Origin of the sequence: Moorella sp. E306M, from assembly GCF_006538385.1 — a bacterium.
In the GTDB taxonomy this organism is placed as follows: domain Bacteria; phylum Bacillota; class DSM-521; order Neomoorellales; family Neomoorellaceae; genus Neomoorella.
In genome coordinates this window covers 2,733,874-2,749,701 of sequence record NZ_BJKO01000001.1, presented here as the reverse complement: position 1 = coordinate 2,749,701, position 15,828 = coordinate 2,733,874, and the positions used below count along the sequence as shown (strand labels likewise).

At 58.7% G+C, this 15,828-nt stretch carries 17 protein-coding genes and 1 pseudogene; 4 read left to right on the top strand and 14 right to left on the bottom strand.

Going from position 1 to position 15,828, the window contains the following annotated elements; all coding sequences use genetic code 11:
• Nucleotides 1-9: 9 nt before the first annotated feature.
• From FLZ89_RS14270 to FLZ89_RS16240, 5 genes are all read right to left on the bottom strand, one after another.
• Nucleotides 10-1,185, bottom strand: a complete 1,176-nt coding sequence (locus tag FLZ89_RS14270; RefSeq protein WP_141305192.1) for an AAA family ATPase — start codon at nucleotides 1,183-1,185, stop codon at nucleotides 10-12.
• A 122-nt stretch (nucleotides 1,186-1,307) separates the two neighbouring features.
• On the bottom strand, nucleotides 1,308-2,135 hold the full coding sequence (locus FLZ89_RS14265) for an SAF domain-containing protein (RefSeq protein ID WP_141264531.1): 828 nt from the start codon (nucleotides 2,133-2,135) through the stop codon (nucleotides 1,308-1,310).
• Nucleotides 2,132-3,340, bottom strand: coding sequence for a hypothetical protein (locus FLZ89_RS14260; RefSeq protein ID WP_141264532.1), 1,209 nt, complete (start codon nucleotides 3,338-3,340; stop codon nucleotides 2,132-2,134). Before FLZ89_RS14260 ends, FLZ89_RS14265 begins: the two co-directional genes overlap by 4 nt.
• Nucleotides 3,341-3,373: 33 nt before the next feature.
• Nucleotides 3,374-4,069 carry an EAL domain-containing protein gene (locus FLZ89_RS14255; protein WP_141264533.1) on the bottom strand — a complete coding sequence of 232 codons (696 nt, stop codon included), beginning with the start codon at nucleotides 4,067-4,069 and terminating at the stop codon, nucleotides 3,374-3,376.
• Complete coding sequence (locus tag FLZ89_RS16240) at nucleotides 4,066-4,800, bottom strand: AAA family ATPase (RefSeq protein WP_253256503.1); 735 nt, start codon at nucleotides 4,798-4,800, stop codon at nucleotides 4,066-4,068. Before FLZ89_RS16240 ends, FLZ89_RS14255 begins: the two co-directional genes overlap by 4 nt.
• 139 nt (nucleotides 4,801-4,939) lie before the next feature.
• On the opposite strand from FLZ89_RS16240, the gene FLZ89_RS16235 reads away from it, so the two are divergent.
• Nucleotides 4,940-5,401 (top strand): hypothetical protein, encoded by a 462-nt coding sequence (locus FLZ89_RS16235; protein WP_253256502.1) that lies wholly within the window; start codon nucleotides 4,940-4,942, stop codon nucleotides 5,399-5,401.
• 479 nt (nucleotides 5,402-5,880) lie between these two features.
• On the opposite strand, the pseudogene FLZ89_RS16615 reads toward FLZ89_RS16235, so the two are convergent.
• A pseudogene (locus FLZ89_RS16615) lies at nucleotides 5,881-6,441 on the bottom strand (hypothetical protein); the annotation flags it as partial.
• Between the two features lie 98 nt (nucleotides 6,442-6,539).
• Here FLZ89_RS16615 and FLZ89_RS14245 point away from each other — a divergent pair.
• The 3 genes from FLZ89_RS14245 to FLZ89_RS14235 are packed head-to-tail and all read left to right on the top strand — an operon-like array spanning nucleotide 6,540 to nucleotide 8,299.
• Entirely contained in the window at nucleotides 6,540-6,902 is a 363-nt protein-coding gene (locus tag FLZ89_RS14245) for a helix-turn-helix domain-containing protein (RefSeq protein WP_172613640.1), read from the top strand.
• Nucleotides 6,886-7,674, top strand: coding sequence for an ImmA/IrrE family metallo-endopeptidase (locus tag FLZ89_RS14240; RefSeq protein ID WP_141264536.1), 789 nt, complete (start codon nucleotides 6,886-6,888; stop codon nucleotides 7,672-7,674). Before FLZ89_RS14245 ends, FLZ89_RS14240 begins: the two co-directional genes overlap by 17 nt.
• Complete coding sequence (locus tag FLZ89_RS14235; RefSeq protein WP_141264537.1) at nucleotides 7,667-8,299, top strand: hypothetical protein; 633 nt, start codon at nucleotides 7,667-7,669, stop codon at nucleotides 8,297-8,299. The genes FLZ89_RS14240 and FLZ89_RS14235 overlap by 8 nt, the downstream gene beginning before the upstream one ends.
• 4 nt (nucleotides 8,300-8,303) lie before the next feature.
• Here the strand turns inward: FLZ89_RS14235 and yyaC are convergent, their stop codons facing one another.
• From yyaC to FLZ89_RS14195, 8 genes are all read right to left on the bottom strand, one after another.
• Nucleotides 8,304-8,894: a spore protease YyaC gene (gene yyaC, locus FLZ89_RS14230; RefSeq protein ID WP_141264538.1), complete on the bottom strand. Its 591-nt coding sequence runs from the start codon at nucleotides 8,892-8,894 to the stop codon at nucleotides 8,304-8,306.
• Between the two features lie 367 nt (nucleotides 8,895-9,261).
• Entirely contained in the window at nucleotides 9,262-9,798 is a 537-nt protein-coding gene (locus FLZ89_RS14225) for a CHAP domain-containing protein (protein WP_141305191.1), read from the bottom strand.
• A 6-nt stretch (nucleotides 9,799-9,804) separates the two neighbouring features.
• The gene (locus tag FLZ89_RS14220) at nucleotides 9,805-10,842 is read right to left on the bottom strand and encodes a peptidoglycan DD-metalloendopeptidase family protein (RefSeq protein ID WP_141264540.1); all 1,038 of its coding nucleotides are present in this window, start codon (nucleotides 10,840-10,842) and stop codon (nucleotides 9,805-9,807) included.
• 14 nt (nucleotides 10,843-10,856) lie between these two features.
• The gene (locus tag FLZ89_RS14215) at nucleotides 10,857-11,267 is read right to left on the bottom strand and encodes a hypothetical protein (RefSeq protein WP_141264541.1); all 411 of its coding nucleotides are present in this window, start codon (nucleotides 11,265-11,267) and stop codon (nucleotides 10,857-10,859) included.
• Nucleotides 11,233-12,657 carry a ParB/RepB/Spo0J family partition protein gene (locus FLZ89_RS14210; RefSeq protein WP_172613639.1) on the bottom strand — a complete coding sequence of 475 codons (1,425 nt, stop codon included), beginning with the start codon at nucleotides 12,655-12,657 and terminating at the stop codon, nucleotides 11,233-11,235. The genes FLZ89_RS14215 and FLZ89_RS14210 overlap by 35 nt, the downstream gene beginning before the upstream one ends.
• A 63-nt stretch (nucleotides 12,658-12,720) precedes the next feature.
• A complete protein-coding gene (locus tag FLZ89_RS14205) occupies nucleotides 12,721-14,013 on the bottom strand; it encodes a hypothetical protein (protein ID WP_141264543.1) in 1,293 nt (430 codons plus the stop codon).
• Complete coding sequence (locus FLZ89_RS14200; RefSeq protein ID WP_141264544.1) at nucleotides 14,010-15,323, bottom strand: hypothetical protein; 1,314 nt, start codon at nucleotides 15,321-15,323, stop codon at nucleotides 14,010-14,012. Before FLZ89_RS14200 ends, FLZ89_RS14205 begins: the two co-directional genes overlap by 4 nt.
• Before the next feature lie 223 nt (nucleotides 15,324-15,546).
• A complete protein-coding gene (locus FLZ89_RS14195) occupies nucleotides 15,547-15,774 on the bottom strand; it encodes a hypothetical protein (protein WP_141264545.1) in 228 nt (75 codons plus the stop codon).
• Nucleotides 15,775-15,828 lie beyond the last annotated feature (54 nt).

Sequence of the window (15,828 nt, the reverse complement as noted above, 5' to 3'; positions counted from 1 at the left end):
CCTTTAAATTCAACGTTTTTGCCGATTTTTGCTGAAAAGAGCCCTTACCTTTTCCATCAGTCCCGTCTTAGGCCGCGCCGTTATCCCGATGTCCACCCCCAGGATGTTCCGCGCCAGCAGGCACATGGACCGGGTGAAGGGCGAATCGGGGCGGACGCACACGAAGGGCTGCCCGCTCACCTGGCTCTCCTTGTCTCCGAGGGCCGCCTCTTCCGGCAATTCGCCTTTAAGGGGCACGGCCGCGCCAGCTTCCCGTGAAAAAGCCGCCACGAAATCGCTGACCGTGAACCATGTCGGCCTCACGCGGTTCAAAACCATGCCCGTCCGGGCGGGGTCGAGGATGCGCCCCAGCTCCTGGCGGTACGCGGAAGCCAAAAGCCTCATGTCTTTGTACTCGAACCGGCAGACAAGCAAGACGTCCGTGGCTTTAGCGAGGGCCACGAGGATGGGGTCGCGGTCTTTGAGGGCAACGCCGGTGTCCACTATCACGAAATGGAAAAATTTCTGGCAGCCCTCGACGATCCGGCTCGCCAGGTCGCGGCCGAACCGGACTTTTTCGTCGGCCGTCTGCGGCGGGGCCAGGTAATACACGTTCGCCCCCTCGTGGTAGTTCATCGCCCCCGCGACGGCGCTCCACTGCAGCGTGTCTTCCGTAAAGTCCTCCCACAGTATCGCCGTTTTGGGCCTGCGGTCGTCGCCGAGGGCAAACCATGTATAAAGCCCCGTCGACCCGTCGAGGTTGAAATCCAGCAGGGCTACCCTGCACGGCGTCCCTGCGGCACGCTCCTGCTCCCGCGCCCACATGCCCATCAGGGCGGCCAGGTTTTCGGCCACCGTCGTTTTGCCCGCCCCGCCTTTGTCGGAATACACCACCAGCGTCCGCGCGGTCACAGGCACGGCCCGCTGGGTGGAAGCGACCTCCGGGGGCTTCACCTCTATGTCGTCCAGCCGGAACCGCTGGGGGTTGAGACGGCCCAAAGCCGTGACGCACGCTTTCACCGCCTGTTCCGGGTCCGCCGGGACGGAATAGATCCGCGCCTCGCTCATGCGTGCCCACGTCGAGGCGTTCACCGGCCCGGAAACGAAGATCAGAGTGTTGGGCCGCACGCGGGCGAGGTCGATGGCCACGTTCGTCCATTCGGGGTGGGAAGGTAACAGCACCCCGTCAGGTTTGACCTTGTCCACCAGGATGTAAACGTCGTAGGGAGAGGCCGCCTCGCCCCCTACCTTCGCCCCGTGTCTGGCCGCCGCGGCTTTGCATTCCCGGACGAATTCCGGGGAGCCTCCTACGAAAAGCAGAGACACTCTTATTCAGCCCCTTTCTTTTCAGCCGGCGTTTGTCCTGGACCGGCCTGCTGGGACGAACCGGACGGCTGCTGCGCGGGTACGGCCGGCGGCGTTACGCCGGTCTGCTGGGAAATGCCGGGCCGCTGTTGCGTGGAGACGTCCGGCTGCGGCAGTGCCGGGCCGTTCGGCTGTCCGGCGTTAGCTTGCTGCGCGGCGCCGACCAGGGGTTTCAGGACGAAAGTCAAAGAATTTTCCTTGCCGCCCGTGAAATAGGGCAGCACTTTGTCCAGGTCCTTAGCCGACAGGGCCAGGATCACGCCCTGGGTGGGCTGTGCCCCCTGGGGCGTCTGCACCGTTCCCGCTTGCAGCACCAGCACATCCGATGCCACTTTCACCGGCGGCTCCTTGTCGCTCGCCCGGGAGTATATGTCCACCCGGTTGCCGGCCGCCAGCGTGCCCGCCACCGTGGTGCCCAGCGTGTTCGGCACGGCCACGGCCACGTAATCGCCCCCCAGGGCGGCAACGCTGCCGGCTACGCCGGCCTGCTGCGGCGGCATGAGCATAGAGCGGCGCAGCACGGTGCCCGCCGGTATGAAGCCCCGGGCGACCATCCCGGCGGCGTCCCGCGGGGCCGCCACCACGTCCGGGTAGAGCGAGCCTTTCGCTTGCTCCACCAGCGTCACGTCGTTGGCCGTGAGCATTTCGTTCGCGGCGACGTCCCGCTTTACCGCCACCACTTGCACGACGCCGGCGAACGACCGCACGGTCTGGACGGCGGCCGCCGCCGCCAATACGGCGAAGACGGTCGCCGCCAGCAGCCAATACCTGTAATTCTTGAACACGTTCACTGGACAGCACCCCTTTCAAGTTTTTCCAATACCATCCTGGCCAAAAGTCCAATCGCGCCGTCGAAATCGGGGCTCTTGCCCAGGGGCAGACGTCCGCTCTGGAGCGCCTGGTTCACCGCCGCTTCCTCTTCGTAACCGCCGGGCACACCGACCACTTTTTGGATCCCGTATTCGCCGGCGTACACCTCGGGCGGGTAGCCCGCCCCGGAAAGCGTGCGGTTCACTACCAGCACGTCCAGCCGCCAGCCGCCTTTCACCCAATTGCCGACCCGCTCGAAAGACACGGGCGAGCCGTCGGTCACGAGCACGACGCATCCCGCTTTCTGGTAGGCAGTGTCGACGGCGCCGCCCTGCTCCCACTGCGTGTTGAAAGCGACGTCGGCCACCAGTATCCCGCAGGGACGCGGGCCGCTCCCGCTTATACCGTCCCTGCTTACGCACGCGTAGCGGTCCGGGTTTTCAGCGAAATACCTGTGCCCGACCGGCGAGGGCGACACTTCCAGGAACAACGGGTCGTAATCCTCCAAAACGCCGGCCAGGCATGCGGCGACCGTCGTCGCCCCCACGTTGCCCTTTATGCCGAACACGGCCACCGAAGCGCGGGCCGAATCGAAGAAAACGCCGACCGGGTCCGGCTTTGGCGACCCCTTGGGAGACTCTGCCGGGCCGCCCACGCCGCCGTCGAACTTTTCCGCCGCATCTTCCTGCGTGCCGTCTTCCCGGGGAGTTTCCCAAAATGCCGGTTCTGCGCTGTCCTCTTCGCTTTCTTCCCAGAACGCTGGCTCGGGCACGAGGCCTTCTTTGAGCGCCCTCTCGGCCGCCCGCACTACCACGCCGACGCCTATGCCTTTCCCCCGTAACGCTTCGCCGGCTGCCGAGCCTGCGGCATCCACCACTTTGCCGTCTTCTACGAAAAGGACGCACTCGGGGGGTACGCCGCATAGCCTGGCTTCGCGGAAGAGCGTTTTCCCCGCTTCGTCTTTCGCCCCGGCTATCACCACTACCGGCACGCCGAGGCTCGCGGCTGTGGCCACGGAAGATAACGTCTCGCTCAAGAGACGGGCGTCGCGCGGGCGGGCGAGCACCACTACCGAACCCGGCCCAGCGGCGGCCCCGTCCAGCGGCAGGCATTCCACGCCGGAAAACCTCGATATGCGGCCGCGGGTTTGAGCGTCGGCGTTCGTCAGCATCCGCTGCAGCAACATCGAATAAATTCCCCCTCAACCAAAAAATCTTCTCTAAGAAACAAAATTGGAAAAAGCGGACGGGCGGGCCATCACGAACCCCTGTATGCCAACGTCCCACCCCGTCTCTGCCAGCCACGCCATGTCTTCTTCTTTTTCCACGCCTTCCAGGATAGGGTAGGCCCCAGAGCCGGCGATGCCTTCCACCAAACCGGCCAGGAGCTTCTGCTTCTGCCTGTCGCACGCCACCCCTTCCACCAGGGCGCGGTCGATTTTCACGTAATCCAGATGCGCGCTGAGTACCAGGTCGAGGTTCGCCCTCTGCATCCCGAAATCGTCCAGGGCTATGAAAAACCCCCGGTCGACCCATTCCTGGAGGGAACGGACGAATTCTTTTAACGTGTACACCCCCTGCTCGGATATCTCCACGCACACCCTCGCGGTGGTCGCCCCCCTGGATTCCACCAGGCGGGCGGCCCGCAAAGGAAAAGCCATATCCGCGAACGCTTCCGGAGTGAGGTTGAAAAAAAGCGTGCTCGAAGACGCCGCCAGAACCTCTTCGACCGCCCTCTCCAGCACCCGCAGTTCCCACACGGGGATAGCCCCGGCACGGCGCGCCTCCCGCAGCAGGTCGAACGGCGACCACCCTGCCGGGTGCCGCAGGAGGGCTTCGTAGCCTATCGCCTGGGCAGGGTCCTGGAGGTAGAAAATGGGCTGGTAATGCATGTAAAAGCCGTCCAGCATAATCATCCTTCCTTCGCCGCCCGGCCTATAATGCAGGCTGATTCCAAGATATAGAGGAGCGCCCGCCGGACGGGGTTCTTTTTCTTGAGTGAGGGAGGGTCGTAAGGCTTTCCGCGGGCCGCCCCGTCTTCGGCCGCCGCCACGGCCGGGTCGTCGGGGATTTCGAAAAACTCCTCGCGGCCTAAAAGCTGGGCGACGTTCCTGGGAGATATGTTGCTGTCCCGGTACCCCACGCGGTTGACGATAACCGCCACCCGTTCGCCGCCGATTTCGGCCAGCCATTGCCCGCGCAAGCGCGCCACCGTCGACGCCGCCGTCCGGTGCGGCAGGGCCACTATAAAGATGCGGTCGCATTGCCGCAGCGCCGCCTTGACGGACGGCGAGATCAACCTGGCCCCGAAATCGAGCACCACCGCGTCGTACCTGGCCGCCAGGTCCGCCACCAGCCGTCCGGCCTGGGCGGGGTCGGGGAACCATTCCCTCTCCGGCAGCGGCGCGGCCACCAGAGACGTGCCCGCGGGCCCGCGCGCCGGCGTAGACCTTTCAAAAAAAGTCGCCAGGTCGCAGCCGGGAGGGTCGTCCTCGTTGTACCCGCAGAGGCGCGTCAGGCCGGCTTTTCCGGTGTCGAAATCCACCAGGCAGACCGTCATGCCTTTTTCCGCCATGAGCGCCGCCGCGTTTATCGCGAGGGAAGTCTTGCCCTGCTGGGCCTGGGTGCCCGAATAAAACGCTATCACCACGCCCCTGCGGGGAGGCGGCGGAACTGCGGCGCCCGCGTAAGGGGCGGCCGCACGCCCGGCGGACCCGACCGCCGGAGGTGAGACATCTGGGGGTTTCCGTTCGTCCCCCCGGCTATCGCTGCCTATGCCGCACGCCTTGGCGGCGAATTCCAAGGCGGCCTCGCCGTTAAGTGCCACGGCGGCCTTTTCGGACGAAACGAGCAGGTCGCTCAACTTTCCCGAACTGAGCCCTATCACCGGGCATCCGGGGTCGCCCAGCGACGGCAGAAGCTCCACGTCCGCTATGACGGCGGCGGGCCGCACGTCCCTGCCCGGCGCGCCCGTAACAGGCCGGAAACCCCGCCCGGCGGCGGCCCCGGCCAGGGACTCCGACCGCCGCCCGAATAAACAGACGACCAGCGGTCGCGCAGCGGCGGCTCCAGTTTCGCCTGTTGCTGTTTCCGGGGCGGGCATCCCGCCGGGCGCCGAATCCCCCCGGCCGCCGGCGGGCCGTCCGGGTCCCCGGAACGGCGACCCGTCCGCGCGGAGGGCTGCTTCGAAAGCCGACCCCGTTTTCCTGGCCGCAATTTGTCCCGCTTTCAGCGTGCTGGCTTTCTGATTTCCGGCCGCGTCGCCGCGTTTGAACAATTTTCTCCAAAACGCCACATTTTTGCCCTCCTTTCCGCTGTAGACAGGACGTGCCGGGCCCGCGCCGGACAGTGCCAGCCCTCCCTCCGGAGCTCCCGGCACGCCGGGCACCGCGGGGCGCCCCTGCGGGGCGTCGCGGTCTGCCTCCGGCGCCGCTGCGTATCCCGGCCCGCCGGCGGAATTGGCGGCCGCACGTCCCTCCACGCCGCCAGCGTTTTCACGCTCCGGGGGAGCCACCGCCCGCAGTTTCCCGAACCGGGAAAAGACGGGAAGCCGTCTTTCGTGGACAGGCGTGTCGCCGGGAACGAAGCCGAACGCCGCGGCCGCGAGGCCGCGCACCGCTTTCCCGGCGGCGCTTTTCGGGTCGGGGGACGGCAGGCCGCCCCGGCGGACGCCCGGATCGAACGGGATTTCCGAGACGCCCTTGAACGCCATGCCTGTCGAGCGCAGGATACGCTCCATGTCCCGCGGCGAATACCGGGACGCCGCTTCCCGGCGGTTCACCACCAGCCTGCACTTGCCGGTGACGGCCGGGCCGTATTTCGCCAGAAATTGTTTGACCCTGAAGACGGCTTTCTCGTCGCAATCGGTTACGAGCAACACTTCGTCTGCCGCGGCAGTCAGGACTCCCCAGCATTCCGAGCCTACGTCCGCCCCCGCATCGACCACGACCGCTTCGAAGGAATTAGCGAGGTAGTTTAAAAACGCTTCCACGTCCCTACGTGAAACGCTTTCGAACGGGTTCTCCGGCCTGGGGAAGACGGCCACGCCGCCCGGCCCTTTCAAAGCGGCCGCCGCCGGGTCGCGGTAGTCTTTCCACGAGGCGACCGTCGGGTGGGGGCGGCGTGCCTCTTCCTCCAGCCCCAGCACCCGCACCATGTCCCCGACGGCCAGGTCGAAATCGAGGAGGGCCGTCGCGACGCCCCGTTCCGCGGCGGCCGCGGCCAGATGGCAGGCTATGAAGGTCTTGCCGGCGTCCGTAGCGGGGGAGGTGATGACGATAGTCTTCAATATTAAATTCCCCCTCAAAAATTGATGTAATGATTTGATACTAATTGATTTTTGATCATAAAATATGGTAATATAATGTTACCAAAGGAGGAATGCTTGTGCGCGCGCCATCTTTTTCGGAAATTGGACAAAGAATAAAAGATCTTCGGGAAAAAAAAGGGGTATCGCAGAAAGATTTAGCAAAAGTTTTACAGGTAAGCAGGCCTGTGGTAACTAAAATTGAATCTGGCAAAAAAGCTATTACCAGCGTTGAGCTAAGGATCATAGCGGATTATCTTGGTACGACCACTGATATTCTTACGGAACCAGTTCAAGAAGAAAATCTTATTGCACGTTTTAGGGCAACTGGTTCAGAAGAAGATCCGGAGTTTTTAGGTGCTGTGAATAAAATAGAAAACCTTATTCGGGAAATTATAGGACAACTCAAGCTCCGGAGGGTACAAGATGGCCAAAATTGGTAGGCAAGAAAAAAAAGAACTAGAACAAGAAGGTAAAGATTTGGCTTCTCGTTGCCGGAGAGAATTAGGCTTAGGGATAGAACCTATTAGTGATATATTTGGGTTGATTGAAAGATTTAATGTTATTCTTTTAAGATATCCTAGCGATAATCCAAAACTTTCAGCATTTATCACTAAAAACTTGGAAGGTTACACTTTTATTTATTTAAACACAAAAAGAACATTGGGACATCAAATTTTTTCCGCCGCCCATGAATTTAAGCATTTATTATACGATAAGGATCTCAATGCCAGAATATGTAATCCTGAACAAGACCAAAATGACCCTAGTGAGATTGTAGCGGACGCATTTGCTGGAGCCTTTTTAATGCCCCTTGACGGCGTAAGAAGCATTTGGCGGGAATGTTTTGGAAATGATAAGTGTCAATTCATAACCCCAAAACATGTAATTAAGATGCAACAAATTTTTCATGTTAGTTATAGCGCTATTCTAAATGCCTTATTGCAGGCGGAAATTATATCTAGACCCATTTATGGCAAACTCCGTAAGATGGCTTCTCCAGAGCATGCAGATGCGTTAAAAACTCTTACCCGAAAAATGGGATATTCAACTAGTTTAATTGAGGAAACATCTCCTGAAATACCACGAATTCTAATTGAAAGTCTCCATGATAACTACGAGAAAGGTCTAGTCAGTTTCGGTAAAGTAAAATATCTGCTGTCCCTATGGAACAAAACACCGAATGAATTGGGGTTTGAACCATACTATGACTAAACCTTTCAGGATTTGCGTAAGTGACGCGGATATTCTAGTGAAATTTTGCAAAGCAGGTTTTTTAAGTTTATTGGGACAGCTATTTAATCAAGTTATTGTTCCTAAAAAGGTCTTTGAAGAAGCTGAGCTAAAAATCGGATTACAAGCAAGAGGACTTAGTCTTCATGCTGCTCAACAAGAGGGCTGGCTTAAAAGTATCGATATTTCCAACCCACAAAACGATTTAACCCGTGAACAAAAACATAGCATCCTCTCTTACATAGAAACTTATCGGTATAGTCTCGATCCTGGTGAACTTGAAGCTTCCGCTATTGCACATGAATTAGGTATTCAGATCCTGCTTACTGATGATCGGACAGCTAAACGATTGATTCAAGAATGGAGCGAACTTATTTGTATTGCCCACTGGGAAATACTTTGGTTATGCATCAACGTAAACTTATTAAAGATGAGTGAAGCGGAAAAAATATTTCAAGCCCTTCAAACTGTAGTGGAATATCCTGTTAAAATACCTTTTAAAGAGTTAATGAAACGTAGTTCCAATAGGCTTAACTATTTATTAGAAACAGCGTCTACATTATCATTTTCAAGTCAAAGCAAACCTAAGATAGCGAAAAAAAAATAATAAATCAATTTGCGGTAGTTAAAACCGCCGCTTCCATCCCCGCCTGCTGTTGATCTCCGATCCCGATTTCAATCGCTTCCACTATAACTTCTGCCATCCGCCACACCAGGTACAACCGGGTGTTTTGAAGCGTGAGAAGATCCAGAGCGGTTCCTGTCCCGACATTGATGACGCCTGTCAGGTAGGCGTCCCCTACCGGGGGCAAATTTTTGTTCAACCCCGAACCCGGCTGGCAGCTTCCTTTGCGAATACAAATATCCCCCACGCTGGTGAAAGTTTCGCCAAATGCCGAATCTACGGCGATAACAGGCTTCCCAGCGTGCCTGGTACGGATAATTTCCAGCGTTTCCGGCAGGTTAAGGGCGTGAAGCGGTTCGGCAAGGGTGCCGAATATCGGCCATTCAGGATGTTTTTTCTTTAAAAAGGTGCCGACCAGCGGCCCTAGACAGTCACCCATCGCCCGATCCGTACCGATACAGGCGACCACCGGCGGGAAAGAAAGGCCGGGGGCCGTTTCCAGCAAAATCCGGCGCAAGACCCGGCCCAGGTCCTGGGCCGCCCGGGGGTCGCCGCAAAAACGCCTGGCTTCGTGCATCGAACACCAACCTCTGCCATAAAGTCTTTTTCCCACAACTTTGCCCCACTCAAAGATAAGACGTCAACGGTGGGCGTTGCTTTCTTTTAAGTGGTTTTTCGCCCAACCTACGACCGCGTCCCACACCGCTTCCTGGAGAGGGGTCAACAGCGGCTTGTTCAACCGCTCGCGTATCTCACAGGAACCACTCCTTTTTTGAAATTTGGAACATAAAAAAAGCCTTCCCGTTGCGGGAAGGTGTGATATTACGGTGTTTGTAATAAAATATTGCAAAAACCTAATATTAAAATATGGTTTCAATAGTTTACGCCTACTTCTATCGCCCCCAGGCCGCCGTTCGTTCCGGCGGCGGCCAACCGTAAAAATTTCACGCCGTCCATTCCCCAGGGTGGCCAGAGGTAAACCTGTCGCCGATAGGCACAACCGCGCCAGGTGTCCCAACCTTCCGGCGGCCATATACTAGATTCCCGCACGTGGATAATCTTCCACCCAGGCAAAAATAGGTAGTGCTGTCAGCAAATATCTTCAAACTTGAAACTGAATCTACCCAGGCAACATGCCCGTAAATATTGTTAGGATATGGTTTGTTGCCGTTAAGCATGTCGAGCGTTTTTGGCTGAAGTACCATGATAGAACTAGCGGAAGGTTCGTCAACCGCTTCAACACGATAAATTCGGCCATCCTTAGAAATCATCGTACCGTCGAGGTTCGTCCAATTGCGGGCATCGCCTACCCACGGAAGATAGACGCCCCAATTTTCTTTCGCCATTTCCCAAACGTACCAGCAACAATTACCGCCGTCCCACAGCGTATAGGGGTTGGCCGAAGCTGGCGAGGGGACGAGAAATAAAAGAACAATACAAAAAAGTGCCGCCGATGTTTTCAATGAACGCACTAAAATCACCTCTTTTTAATAATTCCCAGCCCCGCCCGGCCCGGCCGCCCCGCCGCTTCCGCCGGGCGCGGCGCCCAGCCATTCCAAGGGGTCGCACGGCCGGCCGTTGACCTCGACTTGCAAGTGCAGATGCGGCCCGGTGGACCACCCCGTGTTGCCGGTGTAGGCCACCGTCTGCCCGGCCGCCACCTGGTCCCCGGCAGCCGCCGCGAACGCGGACAGGTGGCCGTACATGACCCGCACCCCGCCGGGGGAAGACACCACCAGGCAGTTTCCCAAAGCGTTGTCCCACCCGGCGAAAGTCACTGTCCCGCCTAAAACGGCGTAGACCGGCGTGCCTTCCGGCGCGGCGATGTCGGCCCCTTCGTGGAACGAAAGTTTCCCCGTCACCGGGTTGATTCGTTCACCGAAAGGCGAGGTAATCTCCCGGTATTGCGATGGCAAGGGCCACACGCCGTTGGCGGCCGGTAACATGGACGAAGAATATTCCGCCGCTTGCTCAAAGACTTTCCGCACGTACCACCAGGCATGGTTGTAGGCGTAGACGGCCCCCTGGGGGTCGCTGTCGAACCCGTCGGCTTTGAGCATGTTGGCCGCCGAGAAGACGGCGTCCCAGGGGTCGTAGGGGTCGCACCGGCCGTCCCCGTCGCCGTCTTGCTTGTACGCTTCCCAGGTCGCCGGCATAAACTGCATGTAGCCTATGGCCCCGGCACTCGAAGTGTTCATGTTGCGTCCGAAGTCCGATTCGATCTTGGCTATGGCGGCCAGGACGGCCCACGAAACGCCGTATTTTTCCTGGGCTTTCAGGAATATGGGCAGGTGGTCCGCCGGTATGTCCGCCAGGGCGGCCCCCGTTGGGGCGCCGGAGCGGAAGCCGGAGGTTATGTTCGGCCCCAGGGCGGCGATGGGGGCGAAAACGATCATCAAAAGCGCCGCCGCAAGAACGAGCGGGATTGCGAGTGCCGCGACGGCGAGGGCGGCCGCCCGGCCGGGGTTTTCGGCGGCGTAAGCCGCGGCTTTTTTAACGGCGTATGCCGCTGCGGGCGCAGGCATGGTGGGTCAATCCCCTAAAAATTGCTGAGTCGTTTGGCGATTTTTATAAGTTCTTCCGCGAGTTCACGTTGCATCTTCATATAGTTCTCCCGCTCTTCCCAAGATGGCATCGATTCTTTGAACGTTTTTAAGATCGCCAGATTGGAAGCCGCGATGCCTTTAGTCGTCGCCGCCCGATCTTTGCCAACCGCTATTAAAAAACCTGATTCTGGATCTAAACAGTATACTCCCCGGTATCCCCAAACAGAGTGGCCCATTTTTCTAAGAGTTCTGGCTAATCTTTGCACGCGGATTCGGTTTTCCAAGGAATCATTTCCGAACAGACGTATAGCGATGCTACGTGTAGTCACACCTTCAGGATACTTTTCTTCCAGTATGGCAAGAAAGGTTTCAGCCAAGGTTCTTCCGGTCGATTTCTGTTTCATGTTTTTTACCTCCCTCAAGAACTTTGAGCTGTTTTTTCCCCGTTAAACCTTCGTTTAATAAATCTAAAAGTTCTGTAGCTCGCACAGCGAGCAATTGTAATCCAAGCACATGAAGGCGGGCTCCAAACAAAACTTCTATATCCCGAACTAATTTGCCGAGGGCTTTTTCAGCATCGCTACTTTCCACAATTCCTGCGGATTTCATCATTCTTACATATTCCTTCACTTTATCCGGGGCACGCATTATTTTTTCTGTTACCAGTAAAAACTCCGTTGTCAAAGAAGTGACGCGGTCAAATTCCGCTTTCAAAGGAATCTCAGGCAGTTTTTCTTTAAAACTCTTTTCCTGTATCAAACTTTTTTTGACAGTTTCATAGTGCCGCTCTAAAGTTTCTTTTTCCTTTTTAATCCGTTCTATTTTCGTCAGCAATTCTTGTCGCTGTTGGGCTAAAAATTCGGCGTGAGACCGAACCGACGCTAATTCGTCAGCAAACTCTTGCAGCTTGACACGTGCGGCATTAAGTTCAATCTCCATTTTAGGATCGGTTTTATAAACTACCTTTTCTACAACCTTTTCCACTATTTCCGGCTGCCGTGCCTTCAGCTCCCCGTTCTCTTTCCGCAAGGCGTCTATTTCGGCTTTCAGCCTCGCGGCCTCGTCGGAACCCTCTTTAGCGTCCGCCAGGGCTTTCTCGCTCTCGGCCAGCTTTCGGGCGAGCTCTTCCGCCCGTTTACGTTCAGCTTCAATCTCACGACGGAGGTTCTGGGCCTCTTTGACGGAGAGGCCGCAGACGCCAGATTCGCCTAAAATATCGAGGAGTTGCCTTTGCTCCCCGGGCGGCAGAAAGGCCAACGAATAGGCCGCAATCTGGGAAAGCTTGCCTTGGGAGACAAACTGCTGAAATTCAGGAATAAGGTCATTGAGTTTAAGAAGCTTTTTTAAGTTTTCACGATTCTCGCCAATAGCATTAGCAACATCATCAAGTGTCTTAAAAACTGGGTAATTTTTACCCAGTTTTTCAGGACGACCTTCCCGTATACCCCAATACCGCTTCAAAAATTCTGCCCGCTTTGCCTTTTTGATAGGATCATTGCAAATGCGGCGCTCTTCATTATCCGCCACCAACAAATACTCCGCCTCTTCCGGCGAGACGTCCCAGACCTCGACCGGGACTTTCTCGATCCCCAATTCCTTCGCGATTTCCAGCCGCACGTGCCCGGCAATTACGGTGTAGTCCGGCAGAACTTTAAGCGGGTCGCGTATCCCCTGAGCTTGTATGCTCCGCTTGATCGCTTCCCGCTCTTCCGGAGACGGGGCCGAAAAGTATTCGCCGTTTTTGGGGTGCGGTTTTAAAAGAGAGGTAGAAACAAGATTTGACAATGCGATCATCCTTTCCACACAAAAATCGGCCTTAGATTAAAGCTGTCTCCCCAAAACAAAGCGGCGGGAAACCTACGCATCCCCGCCGCTATCAGACCCAGGCGTGCTGCTGCCCGGTGCCGCTGGCGTCTCCGGATTCGCCGCCGTGCTGGCCCCGAAGCCCCGGCCGTGCGGCATAGCTTCAGGAGAAAAATTCCTAACCGGCGCGGCACCGCCAGACGGCACGCCGCCGACCGCCGGCCCCGGCCGCCCCGCCGGGGGATTCACGCCGCCGGGGCGGTCACCTCGGCCCGCCGCGCCAGCGTCCGCACGGCCGACCGCCGGGCCGGGCACCGCGCTACCCGCTCCGCTGTCGTCCCGCGTCCCCACGCCGTCCCCGGAAACCGCGGGCGTCTCCGGCCGGGTTCCAGAAACGGGCCGCGTATCCTGCCGGGTTTCGGAAGACGCCGGGGCTTCCGGTCGCGCCGCCGGGTTAACGCCGGGACGCTGCGGAACCGCCGCTTCGAAGGGCGGCGCGGCCGTCCGCGGCGGCCGCACCTGCATCACGTTTGGCCGTTGCGTGCCTTTCCCTGTTACGCCCGACTCAATCCGCGCCCTTTCTTCCGGCGCCCCCACGCCTTCACCCGGAGCCGCAGTATCTACACCGTGCCCGCTGACTCCCGCGGCCTCTCCCGGGCGCGTATAACCCTCCAGCGGGCTTCCGCGGTCGGCCGCGGCGCCGCCGTCCGGTACATCTTCGTCATAGACCGGTCGGCCGCCGTACCCGCCCAGCAGGGCGTCGGCCCTGTCGCCGTCGCCGCCGTCAGCCCACGGCGGCCGGACCTCGACGCCGGGCGCCAGCCTTGCCCTGCTGCGGGCGCTCGTGCCGGGCGTTTTTTCGCCGGAAACCACCTCAATGCCGGGGTAGGCCCAGGTGTCGGGGCCGATCTGCGCGAGCCGCACGGGCTCGCGGCTGCCGCCCGTACCCTCGCCGAGCAGCCTCCCGGATCTGCCGTCCGCCGTCTCCCCTTCGACAAACACGAAAGTCGGGGCCGACGACGCCTGGGCGGATGCTATGTCCTCGCGGGTCTGGCGCAGCTCTGATTCGACCTCGTCAAACTCGTTGCGGACGTCCCGATGCATGCGGTAGTTCTGCCAGAGCAAACCGAGCCCTTCCCCGAGAGGACCCCATTCCTTTAACAGCCCAAGGATGCCCCGCGAGCCCATCCGGCCGGCGTAGCGGTAGACAGGGTTCCGCTGGATATTCTGATGTACCCTTTCGCTCCCGCGCTGGACGGCGCCCATCAGCATCGACCTGTATTTAAATGAAAAAAACGTGCCGCCGGCGAACAGGACCGTCAATATCAACATGGCCAGCCCGATCATCCCAAAATCCCCCTCACGACGCCCGTGGCGACGGCCAGCAGCCCGCCCAGGTAAATCCCGAAGATCAGCTTGTTGACCAGGAAAGCGGCCATGGTCTTAAAATAGCGGGCCGCCAGCGCCCACCCGGCGTCCGGCACCATGGCGGCGAAAAGCGCCGCCGGGGCGAAGATGAGCAGGAGGACGAGCACGATCTGGCTGAAGATGATCATCCCGCCCACTATGAGGACCAGCAGGAGGAACGCCGCGGCGGGGATTACCGTCATCACCGCCACGCCCATGTGCTGTAAGACGCTCCCCGTCGACGGCGCGAAGCCTACGACCGACCCGGGGTGCTGCCCGTGGTTGATTGGACTGCTTTGATAAAGGCCAGTCTTATTCCCTATCTCCTTACCTATTTTTTCTAACGTGCCGCCCGTGGTCAAGGTGGACACCTGGCCCAGCATCTCGGCCACGGCGTCGCGGGATTTGTCGTCGCCGCACGCCAGGAAAAGGGTGTCGGCGTACAGGGTGCCGTCCTGGACCTTTTTGTCGAGTTCAGCGATTTTGTTTTTGTCCTGAAATACGCTCTTATCCATAATGGACCATTCTTCATCAGTGATTTTCAGTTTATTTGGGTCAGACGTACCGAACATGGCCGCCGCCCAAGGCTGGGCCACGCACGCCTGCCACACGGCCGTCCCGGCGTTGGCCAGCCCCCTGTCGAGGTCACTTTTGAATTGGTCCGGGTTCTGTTCCTGCCAGAAGAAATGGGCCGAAGAGCTTAAAGCGACGCCCGCCACGCCGTCCGTCAAAGATATCGCTCCCCGGATTATTCGGGGTGCTTCGAGGGTGTACAGGAAAACCGCCGTCAACGACAGCATGGCCACGATCAGGGATTTGACCGTGCCGGCCAATTGGCCGGCCAGCAGCTTTTGCATGGCCAGGACGAAGAAAAGGATGAGCGATAGTTTCAAGGCCACGTCTGCGAACGACTTGCCGTTGAACGAGAAGATGTCGCGGGCCGCCGCGCCGACCCAGTCGGCCACCCCCGCGAGCCAATTGGTGTCAAACGCGAAAAACATGACGTTTATCCCGACCGTGACCAGATATTTGGTTATCGAAAAGATGCCGTTGGCGATTGTATCCATCACCCAGAGGGTAATGCCGCTCATCTGCGGTAAAAAGCCCAGCATTTTGTCCGGCGGGTAGTGCCAGAAGAGGTACCGCCCCATTGGCCAGTTCTGCCACGGGAGACCTTTATAGTTACCCAAAGCGGACAGGGTCAATAAAAGCGGCCCCGCCATGATCCCTGCCGGACCGCTTCCGACCATCAGAGCTTCCCCCGTCAGCCCACCGGCCACCGCTACGCTGTTGGGGTTGAGTGGAAGCAGGAAGTATTCCATCTGCCGCTCGGCCGCCACGTCGCCCGTCAGGTTGTTCTGGTCGGCCGGCTCGTCGCCGATAAACTGCCGCTGGGCCGCCCACGCCGGCGCGGCGGCCGCCAGCGTGACGGCGACCAGCAAAAGGGCGGCGACGAGACGTTTAAAATTGCGGCTATTCTTCGTCGATAATTTCGCCAACAACATAGTCGTCCACCTCTATCTCGATGTCGGCCGCCGGGTTGAGCTTCCGGTCCAGCATTTCCAGCACCGCCATGACCCGCGGGTCATCAGTCTCCGCGACCATCACCGGCACGCGCCGCCGCCGGACTACCCTCCACACGCCGTCAGGGCCGCGTTCGCAGTCGTTGATGACGCGGGTCAATCTATGGATGGAAAACATGAGGGTATGCACCTTCTTTCTTCATTGTGTTTAAAAATTAAAAAGCCGGGATCA